We start from the raw sequence: 22,852 nt of genomic DNA on the forward strand, positions 1-22,852 counted from the left end.
ACGGCGAACACGGAAATCGACATCGCGGTCAGAATATCCTCGGCGGGTGCCCGATGGGGAGGGTGAACGGATCGCGGCGCCCAGGTGACCGGCGGGAGAACAGCGGCGGACGGAAGTCGCGATTCACAGCCCAGGCAACAACTGTGGGTTGATACTGAGTCCATGGCAACTGAGATCGACCACGAAGAGATCATCCGTCAGCTCACTGCGAAGCTGAGCGAGAAGTACTCGGGGGTCGATTCCGCCCGCATCGGCGAGCTCGTGCGCGAAGAGGTCAGCGCACTCGCCGAGCGTCCGGTCCAGGATTACGTGACCGTCCTCGCCGAGCGTGCGGTCAAGAAGTCGCTCAAGCGCTCCGAGAAGTAGCGGTCCCGCCACCGGTCGGACTACGGCCGGTCGGGTCTGCTCGTCAGCGCCTCGACCGAGATCACGATCACGATGCAGATGACGAGCAGGGTGAACACGTTCGGGTTCAGGGTCAACGCGTAGACCACGACGGCGATCAGGGTGAGGACGCCGATGATGACGATCGCGCGGCGTGGTGATCTCCGCCTCGTCCGGTCCAGGTCTGCCATGGTGCCCCTCGCTGATGGTCGGTCGAATCTCCAGACTATGAGTACCCCGGCGACCCGCGCGTCCAGTCTCAGTCGGTAGACTCGGCTCGGGTACTTTTGTCGACGAGTCGACAGAAGCGGTTCCACGCCGTGTGAGACACGCGGGGAAGCGCCCGTCGGTGCCCGCCCGAAGCTACGAAGGAGTACCCATGAGCGCACCGTCCGTGCAGCTGTACACCGTCCGCGACGCCATCGCCGAGGACCTGCAGGGCGCCGTCGCCCGCATCGCCGAGATCGGTTTCACGAAGGTCGAGCCCTACGCGTTCGTCGAGCGCGCGGCCGAGTTCGAGACCGCCTTCGCCGCCGCTGGTGTCACGGCCCCGTCCGGCCACGCGCCCGTCATCGACGCCGCCGACCCGGCGGTCGCGTTCGACGCGGCGTCGCGGCTCGGGATCGGAACGGTCATCGACCCCTTCATCCCCACCGATCGCTGGCAGACCGCCGACGACGCGGCACGTCTCGCCGAGCGCGTCAACGAGCTCGCCGTCCAGGCAGCGGCGTCCGGCCTGAAGTTCGGTTACCACAACCACAACTGGGAGTTCTCGACCCACGTCGACGGGCGCCCGATCTTCGAGCTCTTCGTCGAGCAGCTGTCGCCCGAGGTCGTCCTCGAGATCGACACCTTCTGGTCGACGGTCGGCGGTGCCGACACCCCGGCGTTCCTCCGTTCGCTCGGGGACCGCGTGCAGTTCCTGCACATCAAGGACGGCATCATCTCCGGCGACATCGCCACCGCACTGCCGAGCAGCGAGAGTGCGCTCGTCGTGCCCGACGCGCTCGCCCAGGCGTTCGCGAACCAGCAGCCCGCGGGTCAGGGCCAGGTCGACATCCCGGCGATCCTCGCTGCCGCACCGCACGCGACCCGTGTCGTGGAGTTCGACGGCTACAGCAAGGAGATCTTCGGCGGCGTCGCCGAGTCCTACGCCTGGCTCGCCGAGAACGACAAGTAGGCGCGCACCTCGACAGGCTCGGTGATCGGGACGCCCGTTCCCTGAGCTGCGCCGCACTGAGCCTGTCGAAGTGTCGAAGGCCTCCCCGTGAACACGTGTTCTGGCCGTGGACGTGTGCTCGGGGGCACTTCGACAAGCTCAGTGACCGAGGTTGGCTCGGAGACCGGGGTCGGTTCGGTGAGCGGGAGGTCCGTTCCCTGAGCCTGTCGAAGGGCCCGCGGGGGGTCGTGCTGTGGCCGTGGACGTGTGTTCGGGGGCACTTCGACAAGCTCGGTGACCGAGGTCGGCTCGGAGACGGAGGTTGGCTCGGTGAGCGGGATGCCCGTTCCCTGAGCCTGTCGAAGGGCCCGCGGGGGGTCGTGCTGTGGCCGTGGACGTGTGTTCGGGGGCACTTCGACAAGCTCGGTGACCGAGGTCGGCTCGGAGACGGAGGTTGGCTCGGTGAGCGGGATGCCCGTTCCCTGAGCCTGTCGAAGGGCCCGCGGGGGGTCGTGCTGTGGCCGTGGACGTGTGCTCGGGGGCACTTCGACAAGCTCAGTGACCGAGGTCGGCTCAGTGACGGAGGTCGGCTCGGAGACGGAGGTCGGCTCGGAGACGGAGGTCGGTTCGGTGAGCGGGAGGTCCGTTCCCTGAGCCTGTCGAAGGGCTCACGGTGTGGCGTGTTCTGGCCGTGGATGTGTGCTCGGGGGCACTTCGACAAGCTCAGTGACCGAGGTTGGCTCAGTGACCGAGGTTGGCTCGGAGACCGCGCACGCACTCAGAACGGCGGGACCGCGTCCGGTTCCGTGCGGTGTCGCCTGCCGTTGGGTGTGGTCCAGTCGAGGACACCGTCGGGGCGATGGTCGAGTGACCACCCGGGCAGGTGCTTCAGTCGGTGGTGATGTCGGCAGACGCACGCCAGATTGCCGACACTCGTCGTGCCACCGTCGGCCCAGGCGACGGAATGGTCGAGATCGCAGGCCCGAGCCCGTCTCCCGCAACCCGGTGCGCGACACGTGACGTCACGGAGACGGACCGCTCGTTGCAGGTCCGCGGGCACCCGGTACTGCTGCCGCCCGACCGAGACGACCGCACTCGTCTCCGGGTGGGTGAGCACCCTCGTCATCGAGGGGGCGTTGACCGCGAGCCGCGCCGCGGTCTCGGGGTCGATCGGGCCGTAGCCGTCGAGGATCGCCGGGGCCTCGCTGACCCCCAGGAGGCTGAGCACGGGCACGGTGAGGTTCACCGTGGGCTGGATGTCGTCGAGCACCTCCACCGGCCGGGCGATCGGCGACCGTCGGCCCTGGTGGTCGGTCTGGTCGGCCGTGGTGACGCCGCTGATGCAGAGCGAGCCGAGTGCGTCGGCGCGCAGCTGCTGACAGGTGCGGTCGTCGTCCGTCAGGTGGGCTGCACCGACGAGCGTGTCGAGGCGTTCTCCGATCGCGATGGCGACGGGCGCCGTGGTGAACAGGTGCACCCATGCCATGCCGTCTGCCGCGGGCTCGATCACCACGCGTCGGTCGGCCTCCGACCGGGCCGCCCGCACGGTGATGGACTCCGGGTGCAGGCGCTCGCGGAGGGTGCGGGCCTGGTGCTGCAGCCGCGCGACGGTCGACTGCTCCGCGATGGAGAGGACCGTCTCGAGGAATGCGGCTCGCCCGTGCGCGGGGATGTCTTGGAGCTGATCGGTGATGGTCCGTGCGTGCCGGCTCGAGATGCGGCCGTCCTCCAGCGCGCGGAGGACATCCGGAGCATCGGCAACGAGCCGTTCGGCATCGCCGGTGGCTCGTTGCAGCGTCAGCTCGGAGGCGCGTGTCGCCATGGCGAGCGTCGCGCAGGTGGAACGACGGATGAGCGCCTTCCGCTGGGCGGGCGTCTCGTCGTGTGACACGAGGCTGTCCGCCATGGCGTCGGCCAGGGCTGCCGACCTGGCGAGGAGACGAGCCTCCCGGGCGTCGAGTGCGGCACGCTCGCGGGTGATGGCGGCGAACTCGTCCGATAGTTCCGCGAGACGCTCTTCGAAGACGTCCACCGCGCGCAGCGGGAGCGTGGTGGAGGTCTCGGTCATGACTTCAGTCCATCACGGACCACTGACATTCGAGATGCTCAGTCACGACGCTTCGACGAACCCGGCGAGCGGTCGGGATGTGGAGCGGGGTCGCACTTCGACAGGCTCAGTGACCGGGTGTGTGGCTCAGTGACCGGGTGTGTGGCTCAGTGACCGGGTGTGGCTCACGGAACGGGCACCCGGTCCCTGAGCTTGTCGAAGGGCTCCCGAGCCCCCCCGCTCAGCCGCCGAGCGGCGTCCGGATCACGCGGAACGCGCCCGCCGGGATGGTCACCGCACCCGACACCACCGGCTCGCCCGTCAGGAGCTCGACCGCACCGGTCGTCGTGAGCTGCGCATCCGTGTCGCCGTGGTTGATCGCGATCGTGAACGACGCCTCGTCGCTCCAGCGGGTGACGACCTCCAGCCCGAGCGGCGGCACCGGCGGCGCGTCGACGCCTGCCTGCTCCAAGGCTCCGGACAGCAGCTCCGACAGCCCGGCCTCGTCGAGCTTCGTGGAGACGTACCAGGCGGTCCCGGCGCCGAACCGGTTGCGGGTCACCGCGGGCTGACCGGCGGCGGGGCCGGTGACGTAGCTCGACACGGCCTCGGCGCCCTCGAGCACGATGTCGTCGCTCCAGCTCGACCCGGTCCGTCCGTCGTCCAGTTGAACGGTCTCGCCCTCGTGCAGCGGCAGGAACTCGGGGACCGAGAGGCCCAGCACACGACGGAACGCCCCGGGCGCGCCACCCTCCCAGACGGCGTCGTGCTCGTCGACGACGCCCGAGAAGTACGACACGACGAAGGCGCCGCCGCCCTCGACGTACGCGGTGAGGTTCTCGGAGGTCTCGCGGTCCGCCAGGTACAGCGACGGGGCGAGGACGAGGCGGTAGCCACTCAGGTCGTCGTGCGGGTGCACGAAGTCGACGGTGACGCCAGCGCGCCAGAGGGCGGCGTAGTAGGCCTCGACACGCTCGCGATGGTCGAGCTCGACCGACGGGCGCCATTCGAGGTCCTGGGCCCAGAACGACTGCACGTCCCAGAGGATCGCGACCTCACTCCGCACCCGCGAGCCCACCAGTTCGTCCAATTTGCCGAGGTCGTGACCGAGCGCCGTGACCTCGCGCCAGATGCGACTCTCCGTGCCGGCGTGGGGGAGCATCGCCGAGTGGAACTTCTCCGCGCCGTACCGCGAGGCGCGGAACTGGAAGTAGAGGATCGCGTCGGCCCCGCGCGCCAGGTGGCTGGCGCTGTTGCGGGCGAGTTCGCCGGCTCGCTTCGCGATGTTGCGCGGCTGCCAGTTCACCGCCGAGGTGGAGTGCTCCATGAGGATCCACGGGTCGCCGCCGGCGAGTGAACGGGTGAGGTCCGAGTCGAGCGCGAGCAGGATGTGGTTGTCCTCCCGCTCGGCGACGAGGTAGTAGTCGTTCGCGACGATGTCGACCTCGCGGCTCCAGGCCCAGTAGTCGATCGAACGGCAGTTGGTGGCCATGAAGTTCGTCGTCACCGGGGTCTCCGGTGCGTACCGCTTGATGATGTCGCGCTCGGCGACGTAGCACTCGAGCAGGATGTCCGAGGTGTAGCGCGCGAAGTCGAGTCGCTGCGTCTGGTTGACGACGGAGGCCGAGACGCGCGGTGCGTCGATCTCGTCCCACTCGCCGTAGTCCTGCCCCCAGAAGCGGGTGCCCCAGGCGGCGTTGAGTGCTTCGATCGAGCCGTAGCGCCGCTGCAACCACGCCCGGAAGGCGAGCACCGAGCCGTCGGAGTAGTCCTCGCTGATCGGTGCGCCGTACTCGTTGTGCACGTGCCAGAGGACGACGGCCGGGTGCGATCCGTAACGGGCGGCGAGCTGCTCGGTGATCGCGGCTGCCGCGCGACGGTAGGCGGGGGAGCTGGGGCTCGCGATGCCGCGTGAGCCGTGGCCGAGCCGCAGTCCCTCGCGGGTGACCGGGTGGGCCTCGGGGTGTCGCTTCCAGAACCACGCCGGCGGCACCGTCGTCGGCGTCGCGAGGTCGACCGAGATGCCGGCCTCGTGCAGCAGCCCGATGATGTCGTCGAGGAAGCTGAAGTCGTACTCGCCCTCGCGCGGTTCGAGGACCGCCCAGGAGAAGATCCCGACGCTCACGAGGTCGACGCCGGCCGACTGCATGAGGGCGATGTCCTCGAGCCAGGTCTCCCGCGGCCACTGCTCGGGGTTGTAGTCGCCGCCGTAGCGGAGGCCGGTGGTGCCGGGGATCCAGGTGGCCCGGGCGGTGAGCGGGTTGAGCTCGATGGTCATGCTGCGTCTCCTGTGACTCAGTGGGCCGAGAGCGGATCCATTCGATCGTCTGGCTGTGTGCGCTCCCAGTTCTACCACAGACCCAGGAGACAGGTTTCGACGGATTCTCGATGTTGACAACGCGAAACGGTTGTGAATAACTGTAACCGCTCACAGGTACAACGACGTTCTCCATCGAAGCGTCGCTGCCCCGCACCAGAGCGCTCCAGCTTTCGACAAGGAGGACGAATGCGCAGCACGCTTCGCCACATCGGCATCGCCACGGTCGCCACGACGGCCCTACTGCTCTCCGGATGCTCGGCATCCTCGGGCGGCACGGAGTCCGGCCCCGTCAAACTCACCTACTGGGCCTGGGCGCCCAACCTCGAGCAGGTCGTCGAGCTGTGGAACGAGGACCACCCCGACATCCAGGTGGTCGTGCAGAAGCAGGACGGTGGCGACCCCGCCATCACCAAGCTGCTCACGGCGATCAAGGCCGGCAGCGGCGCTCCCGACCTCATCCAGGCCGAGTACCAGAAGATCCCGACGCTCGTCGCGTCAGATGCGCTCGCCGACATCTCGAAGCAGGGCGCCGCCGATCTCAAGGACGACTTCTCCGACGGCGTGTGGAACTCGGTCACGCTCGGTGGCGATGCGGTCTACGCCGTCCCGCAGGACTCCGGCCCGATGATGGCGTACTACCGCACCGACATCCTCGACAGCCTCGGCCTCAGCGTGCCGACGACGTGGGACGAGTACGCCGAGGTCGCCCGCGCCGTGCACCAGGCCGACCCGACGAAGTACCTCGGCACCTTCTCCGCGAACGACGCCGGCTGGTTCGCCGGACTCGCCCAGCAGGCCGGTGCCTCCTGGTGGTCCATCGACGGTGACAGCTGGGGCGTCGACATCGACGCCGGGCCGACCGAGCAGGTCGCGTCCTACTGGGGTCAGCTCGTCGAGGAGGGCGCGATCGACAACAAGCCGATGTACACGCCCGAGTGGAACGCCGGCCTGAACGACGGTTCGCAGGTCGGTTGGATCTCGTCCGTCTGGGCGCCCGGCGTCCTCGGCGGGAACGCCCCCGACACGGCCGGCAAGTGGACCGCGGCCGAGCTGCCGCAGTGGGACGCCTCGAAGCCCTCCAACGGCAACTGGGGCGGGTCGTCCACCGCGGTGACCACGCAGTCGAAGCACGCCGAAGCCGCGGTCGAGTTCGCCACCTGGCTGAACACCGACCCGAAGGCCGTCGCTGCGCTCGCCGACGTGTCCGGGGTCTACCCGGCCGCGACGAAGGTCGCCGCCGACGCCCTCCAGACGTCGCCCGAGTTCTTCAGCCAGCAGAGCGACTTCTACGACATCGCGTCGAAGGCCTCCGAATCGGTCGCGCCGTTCACCTACGGCCCGAACGTCAACGTCGCCTTCAGCGCCTACAACGACGAGTTCGCGAAGGCCGCCGAGGCGAAGACCGCGCAGGCGTTCTCCGACGCCGTCGCCGCGATGCAGTCCATCACCATCGACGACCTGAAGAAGAGCGGCTTCTCGGTCAAGTAGTCCCACGGGGCCGGCTCACCGAGCCGGCCCCGCTCCCCGTTCCCCGCCCTCGACCCAAGGAATCGGCATGGCTGCACCATCCGCGCTGGACACGATCCGGCCCACCCAGGATCCGCCGACAGGCTCGCGCCCGCCGGCCCGATCGCGCAAGAACCTGAAGAGTCGGGTGCTCATCCCGTACGCGATGCTCGCCCCAGGCATCATCCTGTTCCTGGTGTTCATGGCGGCGCCCATCGTCTACACGCTGTTCCTGAGCTTCCAGAAGAAGCAGGTCACGGGGCTGGGCCTCGGCTCCGGGGCGCGCACGACCGCCTTCGCCGGCTTCGAGAACTACCTGGGCGCGTTCAACGACCCGGAGTTCGCAGCGAGTGTCGGACGAGTGCTGCTCTACGGCCTCATCCTCATCCCGTGCATGCTCGGACTCGCCCTGCTCTTCGCGCTGCTGCTCGACTCCCGTCGCACCCGTGCGGTCTCGTTCTCCCGCATCTCGATCTTCCTGCCCTACGCGGTGCCCGCGGTGATCAGCTCGCTGCTCTGGGGCTTCCTCTACCTCCCGGCCGTGAGCCCCTTCTACGCGATCTTCGACAGCCTCGGCTGGGACGCCCCGGAGATCCTGTCCTCGGGGACCATCATCTTCGGCATCGCGAACATCGCCCTCTGGGGTGGCGTCGGCTTCAACATGATCGTCATCTACACCTCGCTCAAGGCCGTGCCGAGTGAGATCTACGAGGCCGCCCGCATCGACGGCGCGAGCGAGATCCAGATCGCACTGCGGATCAAGATCCCGATCGTCGCCCCCGCGCTCGTCATGACGGCCCTGTTCTCCATGGTCGCCACCCTGCAGGTGTTCGCCGAGCCGACGACGTTGCGGCCGCTCACGAACAGCCTCTCCACGAGCTGGTCGCCGCTCATGCTCGTCTACCGCGACGCGTTCACCCGCGACGACATCTACTCGGCCGCCGCGACCTCGATCATCATCGCCGTCGCCACCTTCATCGTCTCCTTCCTCTTCCTCCGGGTCGTGCAGAAGCGAGCATTCGGTCAGGAGGACTGACACCATGACCACGCTTCGACTCGACCGACCCGCCGGTGCGCGACGCCGCGAACGCGCCGGCAGCACGACCATGCGCTCCGACCGGCCCAGCGGCATCTCGACGGGCATCCTCATCCTCGGCGCGATCTACTGCCTCTTCCCCGTCTTCTGGGTGCTCATGGCATCCACGAAGAGCAGCGGCGAACTGTTCTCCACCTTCACCCTCGTGCCGAGCACCCATCTGTTCGACAACATCGTCGAGCTCACCCAGTACCGCGACGGACTCTTCTGGCGCTGGATGGTCAACACGGCGCTCTACGCGGGCATCGGCGCGATCGCCTCCACCTGGGTCTCCGCGATCTCGGGCTACGTGCTCGCCAAGTTCGACTTCCCGGGCAAGCGCACCGTCTTCAGCATCCTGCTCATGGGCGTGCTCGTGCCGGGGGTCATCCTCGCGATCCCGCAGTACTTCCTGCTCGCGAACGTCGGGCTGACGAACACCTTCTGGGGTGTCCTCCTGCCGCAGATCATCAGCCCCTACGGCATCTACCTCGCCCGCATCTACGCGGCCGCGGCGGTGCCGACCGACGTCATCGAGGCGGCCCGGACGGAGGGTGCGGGCGAGTTCCGCATCTTCGGACGCATCGCGATGCCGATGATGCTGCCCGGGCTCGTGACGATCTTCCTGTTCCAGTTCGTCGCCATCTGGAACAACTTCATGCTGCCGTACATCATGCTCGGCGACGACTCGCTGTTCCCGATCACCGTCGGCCTCAACGGACTGCTCAACCAGGGTGCCTCCGCCCCCGCGCTGTACACCCTCGTGATCACGGGTGCCCTGCTCGCCATCGTGCCGCTCATCCTGATCTTCCTCATCCTGCAGCGCTTCTGGCGGGTGGACCTCGCGGCCGGTGCCGTGAAGGCATGAGCCGCTGTGGTCCGCGCTGCGGCGGCAGCAGGTGCCGCCGTCGCGCGCGAAGCCTCAGCACTAGGCTGACGGGATGACCACCGTCCCGTCCCGTCGGCGCCCGACGATCGACGACGTCGCGGAGGCCGCCGGCGTCTCCCGCGGCACGGTGTCACGGGTGCTGAACGGTGGGCGTTGGGTCAGCCAGGACGCGAAGGCGGCCGTCGACGCGGCCATCCGGAAGACCGGGTACCGCGTCAACCCGCATGCGCGGAGCCTCGCGACGAACCGCACCGGATCGGTCGCGTTCCTCCTCACCGAGGACCACCAGCTGCTCTTCGAGGACCCGAACTTCTCGATGCTGCTGACGGGAGCCGCGCAGGCGCTCGCCGAACGGCAGCTGTCGCTCGTGCTCATCATGGCGGGCAGTGCCGCCGAGCAGGAACGGGCTCTCGCCTACATCGAGGCGGGTCACGTCGACGGCGTGCTGCTCGTCTCGGCGCACAGCGGGCAGCGGCTCATCAGCGACATCGTGGACTCGAAGGTCCCGGCCATCGCGTGCGGCATCCCGCTCGGGTTCCAGAAGCGCCTCGGTTACGTGGCTGCTGACGACCTCGAGGGGGCCCGAGAGATGGTGGCGCACCTGCGTGGCCTCGGTCGGGAGCGGATCGCGACGATCGCCGGACCCGAGGACACCCCGGGCGGTGTCACGCGGCTCGAGGGCTACCGGCTCGAACTCGGCGAGGCGTTCGACGACCGGCTCGTCCGGCACGGCGACTACGGCCGCGCGAGCGGTGAGGCGGCGATGCGCGAGCTGCTCGAGGCCGACCCGACGATCGACGCCGTCTTCGTGGCCAACGACCGCATGGCCGCCGGCGCCATCGACGCTCTGCAGGCCGCCGGCCGACGCGTGCCGGAGGACGTCGCCGTCGGCGGCTTCGACGACTCGAGCATCGCGGTCGGCACCGACCCAGCCCTCACGACGATGCGCCAGCCGTTCGAGCGGATCAGCGCCGAGATGGTGCGACTGCTCCTCCAGGTCATCGAGGGCGAGCGGCCCGCTGCGATCACGCTCCCGACGGAACTCGTGGTCCGCGACTCGGCGTAGCGCGGTCGGGGTTCTGGTCCCTGAGCTCCCCGTCCGGTCCCTGAGCTTGTCGAAGGGCGCACTTCGACAGGCTCAGTGACCGAGTGCGGCTCGGTGACCGAGTGCGGCTCAGTGACCGGGTGTGGCTCAGTGACCTGGGTGCGGGCGTGCGCAACCCCATGACGATCATTCGACGCTCGGTCAGGATGGAATCATGAGCGACCAGTCCGACACCACCACCCAGCCCGATCCCGACACCGTACCCGGCATCCCGGACGCGGAGTCGCTGGAACCGACGAAGCGCACCATCGCGATCCTCGGCGCCAACGGCGACCTGGCCAAGCGGCTGCTGATCCCCGGCCTCGGCGAGGTCGTCGACGCCGCCCGCGACATCTCGCTGCAGATCATCGGTGCCGCTCGCACGCCGCAGCCGAACGAGGAGTGGCGTGCGACCGTCCGCGCCAGTCTCGAGGACGCCGGCATCGGGTCCCGGACCGTCGACGCGCTCGTGTCGACGACGGAGTTCATCCCGACCGACGCCTCCGACCCCGACGAACTGCGTGCGCTGCTCGACGCCTGCACCGGCTCGCCGATCCTCTACATCGCGCTCCCGCCCTCCGCCGGGCGCAAGGTCGCCGAGGCGCTCGCGCAGATCGACCTGCCCGACGACCTCCTCATCGCCATCGAGAAGCCCTTCGGCGACGACCTCGCCGACGCCCAGGCGCTCAACGCGGCGCTCGCCGAGGTCGTGCCGGAGGAGCGTCTGTGGCGCATCGACCACTTCCTCGGCAACGCGACCGTGCTCGGGATGCTCGGCCTCCGCTTCGGCAACCGGCTACTCGAGGCGGGCTGGAACGCGGAGCAGATCGAGAAGGTGGAGATCCTCTACGACGAGGAGCTGGGGCTCGAGGGTCGTGCGGCGTTCTACGACCAGACCGGCGCGCTGCGCGACATGCTGCAGAGCCACCTGTTGATGGTCCTCGCCCTCACCGCGATGGAGCGGCCGGACGCCGTGACGCCGACCGACGTCCACGACCGTATCGCCGAGGTCCTCGGCGCCGTCCGGCTGTGGAAGGACGATCCGTCGACCGCCCGTCGCGCCCGCTACACCGAGGGCAGGGTCGGCGACCGGCTCTTCCCCTCCTATGTGGACGAGCCCGACGTCGACGCCTCCCGTGAGACGGAGACGCTCGCACAGCTCCTGCTCCAGGTCGACACCCCGCGTTGGCAGGGGGTGCCGTTCGTCCTGCGCTCCGGCAAGGGCATCGGCGACCCGCGCCGCGAGGTCGCCGTCCACTTCCGCCGCTCGGCGGCGCCGACCGGACTCGACGCTCCCGACGGGCACGCCGACACCGTCCTCCGGATGTCACTCAAGGGCGGTGCGGTGCACCTCGACCTCATCGTGACCGGCGCCGACGACGTCGACGGCCTGCGCCGGGTCGAGCTCGAGGCCGATCCCGGAGCTGCGACCCTGAGCGCCTACGCGCAGGTGCTCGCCGGCCTCCTGCAGGAGAACACGCTGCTGTCGGTGCGCGGCGACATCGCCGAGCAGTGCTGGCGCATCGTCACCCCGGTCGTCACCGCCTGGGCCGCCGGCGAGACGCCGCTCGAGGAGTACGAGGCGGGGAGCGCCGGTCCGACGGACTGGTGACTGGGCTCTGACGCACTGCTGACCGCCTGACACGAAACGACCCGCGCCGAATGATCGGCGCGGGTCGTTTCGTACAGTGGGCGGTTACGCCGACGGCTTCAGGACGACCTTGATGCAGCCGTCCCGGTGCCGTCAGGTCACGCCGAGAACTGCAGCTACGCCGACGGCTTCAGGACGACCTTGATGCAGCCGTCCTCCTTCTTCTGGAAGGTCTCGTACATCGCCGGAGCTTCGGCGAGCGGGACCCGGTGGGTGGCGAGGTCGAGCACGCCGAGCGGATCGGTGCTGTCCTCGACGAGGGGGAGCAGCGTCGGGATCCAGCGGGCGACGTTGCACTGACCCATCCGGAGCGAGACCTGCTTGTCGAACATCGACTTCATCGGCATGATGTCGGCCTCACCGGCGTAGACGCCGCTCAGGGACACGACGCCGCCGCGGCGCACGAGATCGAGCGCGGTGTGCAGGGCGGCGAGCCGGTCGATGCCGGCGTGCTCCATGGCCGGTCGCGCGATCGCGTCGGGCAGCACGCCGACGGCCGTCTGCGCCGCAGCCGCGATCGGTGAGCCGTGGGCCTCCATGCCGACGGCGTCGACGACCCCGTCCGGGCCGCGTCCGCCGGTGGCGTCGCGGAGCTCCGCGACCACGTCGTCCGAGAGGTCGAGGGCACGGATGCCGTAACGCTCGGCGAGGGCACGGCGCTCCGGCACCGGGTCGACGGCGAACACCTCGAGACCGCGGTGCTTGGCGATGCGAGCCGCGAGCTGGCCGACCGGGCCCAGGCCGAGCACGGTGATCGAGCCGCCGTCCGGCACCTCGGCGTACTCGACGCCTTGCCAGGCGGTCGGGAGGATGTCGCTCAGGTAGAGGTAGGACTCGTCGGGCAGGTCGCGACCGACGACGATGCAGTTCGCGTCGGCGAGCCGCACCTGCAGGAACTCGGCCTGTCCGCCCGGTACCTGGCCGTAGAGCTTCGTGTAGCCGTACAGGGACGCGCCGCTGCCGTGCTCCTTCACCTGGGTCGTCTCGCACTGCGACTGCAGCCCGTTGCGACACATGAAGCACTCGCCGCACGCGATGGTGAACGGGATGACGACCCGGTCACCGACCGCGACGCGGGTGACCTCGGAGCCGACGGCTTCGACGACACCCATCGTCTCGTGGCCGAGGACGTCGCCGCGGTCGAGGAACGGGCCGAACAGTTCGTAGAGGTGGAGGTCGGAGCCGCAGATGGCTGCCGAGGTGACACGGATGATCGCATCTGTGGGGCGGTGATCGCGGGGTCCGGGACGGTCTCGACCGACACCGACCGGCGACCCTGGTACGTGAGTGCGCGCATGGATGCTCCTTCGTCGTTGTCCTTCCACCCTGCGCCTCCCGGGCGTCGGGCGACTGGGGGTGGACGTCTCGGCGGAGGGCTGATACGAGCTCAGCGTGCCGCGTCGGCGGCCACGCGCTGGAGGCTCGCGAGCACCGACCGGACCGCGGACCGCGCCATCGCCTCCGGTCTCGCCAGGACGTCGACGTGCCGGACGAGGACCGCGCCGGCGACCGGTCGGAGGACCATGCCGTCGACGGCCAACGGTGCCGCCGTGGTGCGTGGCATGACGGCGATCGCAGCCCCGGTGCGGACGACCTGGGCGGCGACCGAGAACTCGTTGATGCGGTGGTCGATCCGCGGCGCCCGGCCGCTCAGCGCGCCCAGGTGATGGAGGACGCCGGCGAGCGGGAACCCCTCGTGCGTGGAGATCCAGCGTTCGTCCCGCAGATCCTCCGGCCGCACCTCCGACCGTGCGGCCAGCGGGTGCGTCTCGTGCATCGCGATGTCGAGGGGTTCGACGAGCAGCGGCGTCACGACGAGGCGGTCGAGCGGCCACGCCGGTTCGTGCGGGAGGCGGTGGGCGATGACGAGGTCGTAGTCCGCCGTGAGCCCGGCGAACCGGTCCTGCGCGACGTCGGCGTCGGCGAGCAGGAGTCGCGGAACCGGACCGGTCGCATCGGCTATAAGCGGGGAGCCGGCGGCGAGCAGTGGTCCGAAGAACGCCAGCCCCGCGCTGTGGAACGCGGAGACGCTCACGGGTCGCTGCTCGTGCTGGAGGAAGGAGTCCACAGCGTCCCTGGCCTCGGCAAGAGCCTCCTCGACGCGCGCGGCAGCGACCGCGAGGGCTTCGCCGGCCTCCGTGAGGACGAGGCGACGCCCGTACTTCTCGGTGAGCGGCACCGGCATGGTGGCCTGCAGCGCGGCGAGCTGCTGCGACACGGCCGAGGCGCTGACGTGCATGGCTGCGGCGACCGCGGCGACGCTGCCACGGTCGCCGAGTTCGCGGAGGAGGCGGAGGCGCGCGGGATCCATAAGTGTTTCCTTCATCGTCGATCCAGACACTGGCTGTTGTTCTGTCGTGTCCGTCTCCTGGAGAGTAGCGGCATGGCCCGCCGCGCACCCTCCGAACTCATCGTCGACGTGCTGCTCGTCGGGGTCGCGGCGGTGTGGGGCGCCAGCTTCCTCGCGGCGAAGGACCTCGCCGCCGTCACCGGTGTGCCGGCCGCGGTCGCCCTGCGGTTCCTGGTGGCGGTGGTCGCCATCGGGCTCATCTGCCTCGTGCGGCGGGAGCGCCTCCCTCGCGGACGGGGCCTGCTGATCGCGGCTGGGCTCGGCTGCTCGCAGGCCGCGATCATCGGCCTCGAGACGTGGGGAGTGCACCTGACCTCGGCGACGAACGCCGGGCTGCTCATCAGCCTCGCGCTCGTCATGACGCCGGTGCTCGACGGTGTCGCGTCGCGGTCCTGGCTCCCGCGGTCCTACTTCGTCGCCGCGGTCGCTGCGGTCGTCGGTGTCGCGCTGCTCGTGTCGGACGGCGGTCTCCGAGCACCCACCGCGGGCGACGCGCTCGTGATCGCCGCCGCCGTCGTCCGTGCGGTGCACGTGACGTCGAGTGCGCACCTGACGCGAGGTCGAACCGACAGCACGCTCGGCGTGGTGTTCGTCCAGATGCTCGTGTGCGCCGGGGCGTTCAGCCTCATCGCCGGAGACGGTCTCGCTGCGGCTGTCACGCTGCTCGACCTGCGCGGCTGGCTGGACGTGCTGTTCCTCGGCCTGCTCTGTTCCGTGTTCGCGTTCGTCGTCCAGCTGTGGGCGGTGCGGCGGACCTCGGCGTCGCGCGCGAGCATCCTCATGGGGACGGAACCCGTCTGGGCGCTCCTCGTCGGTGTGCTCATCGCGGGGGAGGCGATCGGCCCGCTGGGTGCGCTCGGTGCGGCGCTGATCATCGTGGCGAGCTATGTGGGCCAGGCGATCGAACGCCGCCACCGCGCGCGGACGACCGGTATGACACCCACGGTGCAGCAGGAGCCGGCGCCTGTCTGACGGGGTCTACAGCGTGGTCGCCGCGCCCGTGAGCGGCGTTCCCAGCGGTGCTGCGTCCTCGATCCGGCACACGCGGACGTCGATCTCGTGGATCGGCGTCTCCGCCATCGACGTCGCTAGCACGCCGCGGATCGCGTCGCCGACGAGTCGGAGGGTCGCCGGGACCGGAGCCCCGTCGGTCACACCGATCGTCGCGCCGATCGTCACCGCGCCGTCGGCTCCGCGACGGACGGCCACCTTCGTCGGCTCCTCGTTGTCACGGCCGACCGCATCGGCGACGGTCCGCAGGACCGCACGGATCGGTGATCCGGTCGCGTAGACCGTCGTGACCCCCGGTGTCGCGGCGACGACGGCGGTGAGCTGCTGCGAGAGTGCGGCATCGGTGTCCATCAGGAGTCCTCCGGCCGGGCGACGCGCTGCGTGTGGATGTCGATGATCGTGACATCGACGGCGACCACGTTGAGCTCGGTGTGCGTGGCCAGTTCAGCGACGACGCGATCCCGGATGAGCTGCGACAGCCGTTCGAGGTTGTTGCCGAACGCGGCCGAGGCGGTGATCGCCACCGTGATCGGCGCGTCCAGGGTCGTCACATCGCCGTCGAGCCGGACCCGGCCGACGATGACCCCGCCGACGCTGTCGCCCACCCCGCGGATCAGGGTGCGGACGGAGCCCTCCGTGATGCGCAGGTGCACCTCGGGGTCCGGGTGCCTGAGCGGGATGTCCCGACCGGCGTGCGCCTCGAGCGAGATGTTCTGGAGCACCGCGTGCATCCAGGAGCGGTCCTGCTCGGAGTGCGTCGCCGCCTCCGACTTGAGCAGCGCCCAGGTCTGGGTGCGCAGCCGGAGGAGGGCGTCGAGGGCGAGTTGGCAACCGGGGGAGGCTTCGATGCCGGGATCGAGGGGCTCGCGGCCGCTGTCGAGGTAGTCGGAGAGCTCGTCGATGGTGTGCCCGTCGAGGTCGGCGCCGGCCAGGCCGTCGAGCATGGACTCGTGGTCGTCGTCGTTCATCGCCACACCTCCATCTCCCGCAGGACGGTCTGTCTGGCTCGCGCGAGCTGACCGCGCACCGTCGACGTGGGGACCCCGAGCGACTCGGCGATCTCGACGTACGACAGCCCGCCCGTCTCCTTGAGCATCCAGCACTCGCGCTGCATGGCGGGCAGTCGGTCGAGGACCGAAGCGAGTGCGCTCATCTGCATGCGCACCTCGACGACCCGTTCCGGGGACTGATGGGACGGGGCGGGGGCATTCCAATCCTCGATCTCGCTGTGTTCGCGGCGGCGTCTGATGCGGTCGATCGCCCGATTCGAGACCATGCGCATCAACCAGGACTTCACCGCGTTCGGGTCGTTCAGCCGGTCGAGCTGTCCCCACGCCTGGATGAGGACGTCCTGCACGACGTCCTCCGCCTCCGACTGGTTCCCCAGCACGCGGACGGCGTAGGCGCGCATGAGGGAACCGTACCGGAAGACGAGGACCTCGAAGGCGGTGGCGTCTCCGTCGGCCGCGCGCTCGGCGAGGATGCCGTCCGGGAGGACCTCGAGCGAGCGCTTCACGGTGTGGCTAGAGGACGGCGAACGCGGTGAAGGCGACGGCGGTCGCGGACACGATCGCGGACGCGGCGACCGTGGCGACATACGGAAACTGGAGCGTCTTCGCCGGGCCGTTCTCCACCGCCTCCTTGGCGCGGAGCAGGGAGACGAAGACCCCGAGGTCCTTGCCGGTGCTCGAGGCGGCGACGAAGCGGCCGTCCCGGAACTCGACCATGCCGGCGTACTCGCCGTCGACCGAGGCGACCCAGAGGGTCGCGTCCGGCTCAGCCCAGGCGACCGTGGTCCCTGTGCCTCGCTCCAACACCGTGCTCATGACTGCTCCTTGCTCAACGTTCGTGTTGTTAGAGAATCTAGCTATTCATGCGTCTGCATGTACCCACTTGACATCGCGATCCGGACTCCGCTAGACAATCTCGTTACGAGAACCACTACTGTTGGACTTCATGACCGCCCAAGCCGTTGACGCGCAGCACTACTGGTACGAACAGGACGAGCACGAGCGCGGCCGCCGCATGCTCGAGGCCATGCGTCTGTACCGTGCCGCCGAGGCCGCCATGCGTCGTCGGACCCGCGACGAGATGCACATGGGCGAGAACGACCTCCTCGCGCTGCGGTTCATGCTGCGCGCCAAGCAGGAGCACCGCCTGGTCAGCCCCACGGATCTCGGGGCCTACCTCGGCATCAAGACCTCCTCGGTCACGGTCATGCTCGACCGCCTGGAGGCGGCGGGTCACGTCGTCCGTCGGCCGAGCGAGACCGACCGTCGTCGCGTCACCGTCTCGACCACCGACTTCGCCGACTCGGAGGTCCGCAAGACGCTCAGCCACATGCACCACCGCATGATGGAGGCGACCACCGGGATCGAACCGGAGATCGCTGCGGGCATCGTCGACTTCCTCGACCGCATGCGCGAGGCCGTCGACTCGATCGACCGCACCGAGCCCGGGGGGCAGCCGCAGCACTGAACGGCAGCGCTGGGCCGTCGATGGGCCGGGGGTCACTCGGTCGGCCCCACCTGGTCTGTGGTGGAACAGCGAGGCGGGCCGCACGGTCTGATCCGTGTGACCCGCCTCCGAATGTCTTCGACGATTTCGACCGCGCGCTGCGGGCCCTCCAGGCGCCGCTCGAGCCGACTCTCAGAAGTCCCCGACCTTCGATGATCCGATGGTAATCGAGCACGTGTCGGACGACCGATGCTTGAACGGTCGGATCGCTTGTGCTACTCGCGGTCGTGCCGGTGGCGTCGCCTCAGTTGTCGGCGCCCGCCTCCGGATACTCGCTCTCAGCCATGAGCTCGAGCCCCGCCGGCGTGTAGGTGCGGTCGAGCATGGCCTGCAACCAGGTGCGGTTCAGTGCGACCGGGCGTGAGCCGGTGAACCGGAAGACGATGGGGACACCGGTCTCGATCCAGATCGCGTAGCGGCCCGAACCGTGTGCGGGGTCGATCGTCCAGGAGAGGAGGAACGCCTCACCCTTGCGGAGCTTCGAGACGACGACCATCTGCACATGGGCGAGGGTCCGATCCTCGAGTTCGAGTGCTTCGTTCCCGTACCGCAGCGTTCCCATGTTCCCCAGCCCCCTGTCGTCGTGTGCGCGCTCGATCACCGCGCCGACAATTCTGGCAGCTCCCGTGGATGCGGCGCGAATGCCAGAGCGGGAGTGCTCGTCAGTCGGCGTCGAGGACGGCGTCGAGGAGGCCCGGGAACCGGGTGTCGAGGTCGTCACGCCGCAGGGTGAGCGTGCGGTGGCGACCGTTCGGCTCGTTCCGGATGACGCCGGCCTCGCGGAGCACCTTCATGAGGTGGGACTTCGTCGACTTCGGGATCGCGGGGTCGAGGGCGGTGCAGTTCGCGGCGTCCATCGGTCCGTCCCGAAGCTGCCGCACCATCTCGAGTCGGTCGGGATCGCTGAGCGCGAAGAGCACGGCCGGCAGCTCGATCGCCTCGCGGTCGGGGTGCGTGAGATCGGCTGGTGCAGGCATGGTTCGATAATAATTGAACAATCAGCGGAAAGCGCGTATCGTCCAATCGTTCGATATTTTTGGAACCAAAGGATGCCGCCCCGTGCAGACGACGACCCCGTCACCCCCGACCCGACCCGTGCCCACCGCGGCTGCTGGCGCGCCCGTGCTGCCGCGCCGTCGCTTCGGCTTCGTGCTCGCGGGGCTCGGCAGCACGCTCATGCTCGCCGGCGCCAGTGCCCCGTCGCCGTTCTACCCGGAGCTCCAGGAACGGCTCGGCATCGGCCCGATCGGCGTCACCATCGCCTTCTCGGCCTACGCGCTCGCCCTGCTCGTCGCGCTCCTCACGATCGGCTCGGTCTCCGACCACCTCGGACGCCGCCCGGTGATCACCGCCGGGTTCATCGTGCTCGCCGCCAGCATGCTGCTCCTCTGGCACGTCGACTCCGGAGCGCTGCTGTACCTCGCGCGCGTGCTCCAAGGCCTCGCCAGTGGGGCACTGCTCTCCACACTGTCGGCGACCATCATCGATCTGGCCCCGCCCGAGCGGCCACGAGCGGCGACCCTGCTGAACGCCATCGCGCCGATGATCGGTCTCGCCTCCGGCACGATCCTCGCGGGCGTCCTGCTGCAGACGGTCGCCGATCCGTCGAGCTGGACGTTCCTCCCGTTGGCGGTCGCCTACCTGCTCATCGCGGCGTCCATCTGGATCGTGCCGGAGACCTCCGCCCGCGCTCCCGGATGGGCCCGTGCCATCCGACCTCGCGCAGCCGTCCCCGTCGACACCCGACGCTTGTTCGTCGTGAGCATCCCGATCGTCCTCGGCGGGTGGGCGACCGGCGGGCTGTTCCTCTCCCTCGGACCGAGCATCATGCACACGGAACTCGGCGTCGACGGCCAGCTCGGGGGTGCGCTACTCATCGGGCTGCTGCCGGCCGCGGGGGCCGTCGCCGCCGCGGTGCTGCACCGTCGCCGACCCGTCGTCGCAGCTGTCTACGGGGCGTCCGCGCTGTCCGCCGGGACCGTGCTCCTGCTCGTCGCGCTGATCCTCGGTTCGCTCCCGATCGCGGTGGTCGCCGTCGTGATCGCCGGCACCGGCTTCGGCACGGCGTTCATGGGCACGATCGCCTCGCTCGTCCCGCTCGCGCCGGCCGACGAACGCGCCGAGCTGTTCGCCGCGCTGTACATCGTCGCCTACCTGTCCTTCGGGGTCCCGGCCGTCATCGCTGGTCTCCTCGCCTCGGCGATCGGGCTCCACGCCACGGTCCTCGGCTACGGCACGGTCGTCGCGATCGCCGCGGGCACGGCCGCCGTCGTCCGCGCCCGTTCGGCGCGCTGACGGCTTCAGTGCGCTGACGGCCCCTCGGCGAGGCGATCGAGGAGGGTCGACGCGCGGTAGGGGATGACCTCGATGAGTGAGACCTTCGTGTTCGTCCGGACCACGCCCGGAGCCGCGAGCAGCACACCGGCGATGCGGTGCAGGTCCTCCGTGTCGTGCGCGACGACCTTCGCGAAGAGGTCGGCGTCTCCGGTGGTCGCGTGCACCTCGACGATCTCCGGGATCGACTCGAGGGCCGCGTAGGCTTCCGTCGCGAGGTCCTGCCGGATGGAGATCTCGATGAACGCGGTGAGGGGGTAGCCCAGCGCCGACAGTCGCACCCGGCGACTCGGGGCGCCGAGTGCGCCGCTCGTCTCGAGCCGACGCAGACGGGCGTGGACGGTGTTCCTCGCGACGCCGAGGGTGCGTGCAAGGGCGAGCGCCGTCATGGAAGGGTCGTCGTCGAGCGCGGTCAGGATGCGCGCGTCGAGGTGGTCGATGGTCGCGGGATGAGGCATGTTGCTCACTCTCGGGCTGGGAATCGAGCACGATGACCACTGCACTCTACTCGTGTTGCGCAAGACGACGAGCTGGCGCATCGTTGGCGGAATGAGCACCCAGCAGCCGAGCGCCGCGACGTCGAGCGCGCAGCAGGCCCCCTCCACGCCTGCCCCGGCACCGTCTCCCGTTCGACACGGGGTGGTCGAGGACATCCTCGGCCTGCTCGTCGGCGTCACGGTGGTGTCGTTCGGGCTGTTCATCCTGAAGGCGGGATCGGCGGTGACCGGTGGGACGGCCGGACTGTCGCTCCTCGTCAGCTACCTCGCACCCGTGCCGTTCCCGGTGCTGTTCATCGCGATCAACCTGCCGTTCTTCCTGCTCGCGATCCGCGGCAAGGGCTGGGTGTTCACGCTCCGGAGCGGCGGCGCGATCGTGCTCGTGTCCGTCCTGTCCGGGGTGCACCCGCTGTTCCTGCCGGTCGGGCACATCGACCCGTTCTACGCGGCCGTCGTCGGCAACGTGCTCTGCGGCGTCGGCATCCTCATCCTGTTCCGACACCGAGCCAGTCTCGGTGGGTTCAACATCGTCGCGCTGATCCTCCAGGACCGGTTCGGCATCCGCGCGGGCTACGTCCTCATGGCCGTCGACACCGTGGTCGTGCTCGTGTCGCTCGTCGCCGTGCCGCCGCTCAACGTGCTCGTCTCGGCGCTCGGTGCGGTCCTGCTGAACCTCATCCTCGCGCTCAACCACCGGCCGGGCCGCTACCTCGGGGTGTAGCGCAGGAGATCCGCCCGGCAGCAGGACGTGCTGTTCGACAACATCCTGTTACCGCGCTGATGTCCTGCTGTCGCGCTACTGCTTGTAGGACGACAGGAAGTTGCCGAGCCGCTCGATCGCGTCGGTGAGAACGCGCTCCTCCGGCAGGGTGACGACCCGCAGGTGGTCGGGGTCCGGCCAGTTGAAGCCCGTGCCCTGGACGAGCAGGATGTGCTCCGCCACGAGCAGATCGTGGACGAGCAGCTCGTCGTCGTGGATCTCGTGGACCTCGGGGTCGAGGCGCGGGAAGGCGTAGAGCGCACCCATGGGCTTGGTGCAGGAGACGCCGGGGATCGAGTTGAGGCCGGCCCAGGTGGCGTCGCGCTGCTCGAGCAGGCGGCCGCTCGGGGCGATGAGGGCGTCGATCGACTGCACGCCGGAGAGCGCCGCCTGCACGGCGTGCTGCGCCGGCACGTTCGGGCACAGACGCGTGGACGCGAGGAGGTTGATGCCCTCGAGGAAGCCGCGCGCGTGGTCGCGGGGTCCGGTGATGACAAGCCATCCTGAGCGGTAGCCGGCGACCCGGTAGGTCTTCGACAGGCCGTTGAAGGTGAGGCAGAGGAGGTCGGGGGCGACGGTCGCCATCGGGATGTGGACGGCGTCGTCGTACAGGATGCGGTCGTAGATCTCGTCGGCGAGCAGCAGCAGCCCGTGCTCGCGTGCGACTCCGGCGATCTGCTCCAGCACCTCGCGGGAGTACACCGCACCCGTGGGGTTGTTCGGGTTGATGACGACGATCGCCTTGGTGTTCGGCGTGATCTTGGAGCGGATGTCCTCGATGTCGGGCGCCCAGTCCGCCTCCTCATCGCAGCGGTAGTGCACCGGCGTGCCACCCGCGAGGCTCGTCATCGCGGTCCACAGCGGGTAGTCGGGCGCGGGGATGAGGACCTCGTCGCCGTCGTCGAGGAGGGCCTGCATCGTCATCGTGATGAGTTCGGAGACGCCGTTGCCGAGGAACACCCACTCCGGATCGACCCGGGGGAACCCCTCCATCTCCTCGTAGCGGTAGGAGACGGCCTGACGCGCGGAGAGAATGCCGCGGCTGTCGCTGTACCCGTGGGAGTGGGGGAGTGCGGCGATCATGTCGCGCACGATCTGGTGCGGTGCCTCGAAGTCGAAGATCGCGGGGTTGCCGGTGTTGAGCTTCAGGATGCGGTGCCCGTCGGCCTCGAGACGCACGGCCTCGACGAGGGCCTTCCCCCGGATCTCATAGAGGACGCTTTTCAGCTTGGAGGATTGGTCGAGGGTGCGGCGGGTGGTCATCCCCA

Annotated in this window: 23 protein-coding genes and 1 pseudogene; 11 read left to right on the top strand and 13 right to left on the bottom strand. The window is 69.4% G+C overall.

Annotation, left to right across the window (positions count from 1 at the left end; genetic code table 11):
• Positions 1 to 162: 162 nt before the first annotated feature.
• Complete coding sequence (locus FGL15_RS10080) at positions 163 to 366, top strand: three-helix bundle dimerization domain-containing protein (RefSeq protein WP_064295795.1); 204 nt, start codon at positions 163 to 165, stop codon at positions 364 to 366.
• Between the two features lie 20 nt (positions 367 to 386).
• On the opposite strand, the gene FGL15_RS10085 is transcribed toward FGL15_RS10080, so the two are convergent.
• Positions 387 to 575, bottom strand: a complete 189-nt coding sequence (locus tag FGL15_RS10085; protein ID WP_138945924.1) for a hypothetical protein — start codon at positions 573 to 575, stop codon at positions 387 to 389.
• A 188-nt stretch (positions 576 to 763) separates the two neighbouring features.
• Here FGL15_RS10085 and FGL15_RS10090 point away from each other — a divergent pair, with 188 nt between their 5' ends.
• Positions 764 to 1,564: a sugar phosphate isomerase/epimerase gene (locus tag FGL15_RS10090; protein WP_079704551.1), complete on the top strand. Its 801-nt coding sequence runs from the start codon at positions 764 to 766 to the stop codon at positions 1,562 to 1,564.
• A gap of 757 nt (positions 1,565 to 2,321) precedes the next feature.
• Here FGL15_RS10090 and FGL15_RS10095 read toward each other — a convergent pair.
• Entirely contained in the window at positions 2,322 to 3,611 is a 1,290-nt protein-coding gene (locus tag FGL15_RS10095) for an HNH endonuclease signature motif containing protein (protein WP_138945925.1), read from the bottom strand.
• Positions 3,612 to 3,831: 220 nt separating this feature from the next.
• On the bottom strand, positions 3,832 to 5,868 hold the full coding sequence (locus FGL15_RS10100; protein ID WP_138945926.1) for a beta-galactosidase: 2,037 nt from the start codon (positions 5,866 to 5,868) through the stop codon (positions 3,832 to 3,834).
• 228 nt (positions 5,869 to 6,096) lie between these two features.
• On the opposite strand from FGL15_RS10100, the gene FGL15_RS10105 reads away from it, so the two are divergent.
• From FGL15_RS10105 to FGL15_RS10125, 5 genes are all read left to right on the top strand, one after another.
• Complete coding sequence (locus tag FGL15_RS10105) at positions 6,097 to 7,398, top strand: ABC transporter substrate-binding protein (protein WP_138945927.1); 1,302 nt, start codon at positions 6,097 to 6,099, stop codon at positions 7,396 to 7,398.
• Between the two features lie 67 nt (positions 7,399 to 7,465).
• Positions 7,466 to 8,452 carry a carbohydrate ABC transporter permease gene (locus FGL15_RS10110; RefSeq protein WP_079000704.1) on the top strand — a complete coding sequence of 329 codons (987 nt, stop codon included), beginning with the start codon at positions 7,466 to 7,468 and terminating at the stop codon, positions 8,450 to 8,452.
• 4 nt (positions 8,453 to 8,456) lie between these two features.
• On the top strand, positions 8,457 to 9,359 hold the full coding sequence (locus FGL15_RS10115) for a carbohydrate ABC transporter permease (RefSeq protein WP_079000706.1): 903 nt from the start codon (positions 8,457 to 8,459) through the stop codon (positions 9,357 to 9,359).
• Positions 9,360 to 9,432: 73 nt separating this feature from the next.
• Positions 9,433 to 10,446, top strand: coding sequence for a LacI family DNA-binding transcriptional regulator (locus FGL15_RS10120; protein WP_138945928.1), 1,014 nt, complete (start codon positions 9,433 to 9,435; stop codon positions 10,444 to 10,446).
• Between the two features lie 193 nt (positions 10,447 to 10,639).
• Complete coding sequence (locus FGL15_RS10125; protein WP_138945929.1) at positions 10,640 to 12,076, top strand: glucose-6-phosphate dehydrogenase; 1,437 nt, start codon at positions 10,640 to 10,642, stop codon at positions 12,074 to 12,076.
• Between the two features lie 155 nt (positions 12,077 to 12,231).
• Here the strand turns inward: FGL15_RS10125 and FGL15_RS10130 are convergent.
• Together FGL15_RS10130 and FGL15_RS10135 are read right to left on the bottom strand one after the other, a co-directional pair.
• Positions 12,232 to 13,412, bottom strand: a pseudogene (locus FGL15_RS10130) (alcohol dehydrogenase catalytic domain-containing protein).
• A 90-nt stretch (positions 13,413 to 13,502) separates the two neighbouring features.
• Positions 13,503 to 14,426 carry a LysR family transcriptional regulator gene (locus FGL15_RS10135; protein ID WP_138945930.1) on the bottom strand — a complete coding sequence of 308 codons (924 nt, stop codon included), beginning with the start codon at positions 14,424 to 14,426 and terminating at the stop codon, positions 13,503 to 13,505.
• A 72-nt stretch (positions 14,427 to 14,498) separates the two neighbouring features.
• Between FGL15_RS10135 and FGL15_RS10140 the strand changes: the two genes are divergently transcribed.
• Positions 14,499 to 15,437, top strand: a complete 939-nt coding sequence (locus tag FGL15_RS10140) for a DMT family transporter (protein WP_138945931.1) — start codon at positions 14,499 to 14,501, stop codon at positions 15,435 to 15,437.
• Positions 15,438 to 15,443: 6 nt separating this feature from the next.
• On the opposite strand, the gene FGL15_RS10145 is transcribed toward FGL15_RS10140, so the two are convergent.
• Genes FGL15_RS10145 through FGL15_RS10160 form a run of 4 tightly spaced genes read right to left on the bottom strand, consistent with a single transcriptional unit; the run spans position 15,444 to position 17,302 of the window.
• Positions 15,444 to 15,827: a hypothetical protein gene (locus FGL15_RS10145; RefSeq protein ID WP_138945932.1), complete on the bottom strand. Its 384-nt coding sequence runs from the start codon at positions 15,825 to 15,827 to the stop codon at positions 15,444 to 15,446.
• A complete protein-coding gene (locus tag FGL15_RS10150) occupies positions 15,827 to 16,444 on the bottom strand; it encodes a hypothetical protein (protein ID WP_240773496.1) in 618 nt (205 codons plus the stop codon). Before FGL15_RS10150 ends, FGL15_RS10145 begins: the two co-directional genes overlap by 1 nt.
• Positions 16,441 to 16,992 carry an RNA polymerase sigma factor gene (locus FGL15_RS10155; RefSeq protein WP_240773497.1) on the bottom strand — a complete coding sequence of 184 codons (552 nt, stop codon included), beginning with the start codon at positions 16,990 to 16,992 and terminating at the stop codon, positions 16,441 to 16,443. The genes FGL15_RS10150 and FGL15_RS10155 overlap by 4 nt, the downstream gene beginning before the upstream one ends.
• Positions 16,993 to 16,999: 7 nt before the next feature.
• A complete protein-coding gene (locus FGL15_RS10160) occupies positions 17,000 to 17,302 on the bottom strand; it encodes a hypothetical protein (RefSeq protein ID WP_138945934.1) in 303 nt (100 codons plus the stop codon).
• Positions 17,303 to 17,432: 130 nt separating this feature from the next.
• Between FGL15_RS10160 and FGL15_RS10165 the strand changes: the two genes are divergently transcribed.
• Entirely contained in the window at positions 17,433 to 17,954 is a 522-nt protein-coding gene (locus FGL15_RS10165; protein ID WP_138945935.1) for a MarR family winged helix-turn-helix transcriptional regulator, read from the top strand.
• A gap of 283 nt (positions 17,955 to 18,237) precedes the next feature.
• Here the strand turns inward: FGL15_RS10165 and FGL15_RS10170 are convergent, their stop codons facing one another.
• Positions 18,238 to 18,555: a hypothetical protein gene (locus tag FGL15_RS10170; protein WP_138945936.1), complete on the bottom strand. Its 318-nt coding sequence runs from the start codon at positions 18,553 to 18,555 to the stop codon at positions 18,238 to 18,240.
• A 100-nt stretch (positions 18,556 to 18,655) separates the two neighbouring features.
• Positions 18,656 to 18,970, bottom strand: a complete 315-nt coding sequence (locus tag FGL15_RS10175; protein ID WP_079000723.1) for a helix-turn-helix transcriptional regulator — start codon at positions 18,968 to 18,970, stop codon at positions 18,656 to 18,658.
• An 82-nt stretch (positions 18,971 to 19,052) separates the two neighbouring features.
• Here FGL15_RS10175 and FGL15_RS10180 point away from each other — a divergent pair, with 82 nt between their 5' ends.
• A complete protein-coding gene (locus FGL15_RS10180) occupies positions 19,053 to 20,288 on the top strand; it encodes an MFS transporter (RefSeq protein ID WP_205858599.1) in 1,236 nt (411 codons plus the stop codon).
• Positions 20,289 to 20,293: 5 nt separating this feature from the next.
• Here the strand turns inward: FGL15_RS10180 and FGL15_RS10185 are convergent, their stop codons facing one another.
• The gene (locus FGL15_RS10185; RefSeq protein WP_138945937.1) at positions 20,294 to 20,785 is read right to left on the bottom strand and encodes an Lrp/AsnC family transcriptional regulator; all 492 of its coding nucleotides are present in this window, start codon (positions 20,783 to 20,785) and stop codon (positions 20,294 to 20,296) included.
• A 91-nt stretch (positions 20,786 to 20,876) separates the two neighbouring features.
• Between FGL15_RS10185 and FGL15_RS10190 the strand changes: the two genes are divergently transcribed.
• Complete coding sequence (locus tag FGL15_RS10190) at positions 20,877 to 21,545, top strand: YitT family protein (RefSeq protein ID WP_086472703.1); 669 nt, start codon at positions 20,877 to 20,879, stop codon at positions 21,543 to 21,545.
• A gap of 75 nt (positions 21,546 to 21,620) precedes the next feature.
• Here the strand turns inward: FGL15_RS10190 and FGL15_RS10195 are convergent, their stop codons facing one another.
• Complete coding sequence (locus FGL15_RS10195; RefSeq protein WP_138945938.1) at positions 21,621 to 22,847, bottom strand: pyridoxal phosphate-dependent aminotransferase; 1,227 nt, start codon at positions 22,845 to 22,847, stop codon at positions 21,621 to 21,623.
• Positions 22,848 to 22,852 lie beyond the last annotated feature (5 nt).

The sequence above is a fragment of the Plantibacter sp. M259 genome (assembly GCF_006065115.1).
Lineage (GTDB): Bacteria > Actinomycetota > Actinomycetes > Actinomycetales > Microbacteriaceae > Plantibacter > Plantibacter auratus.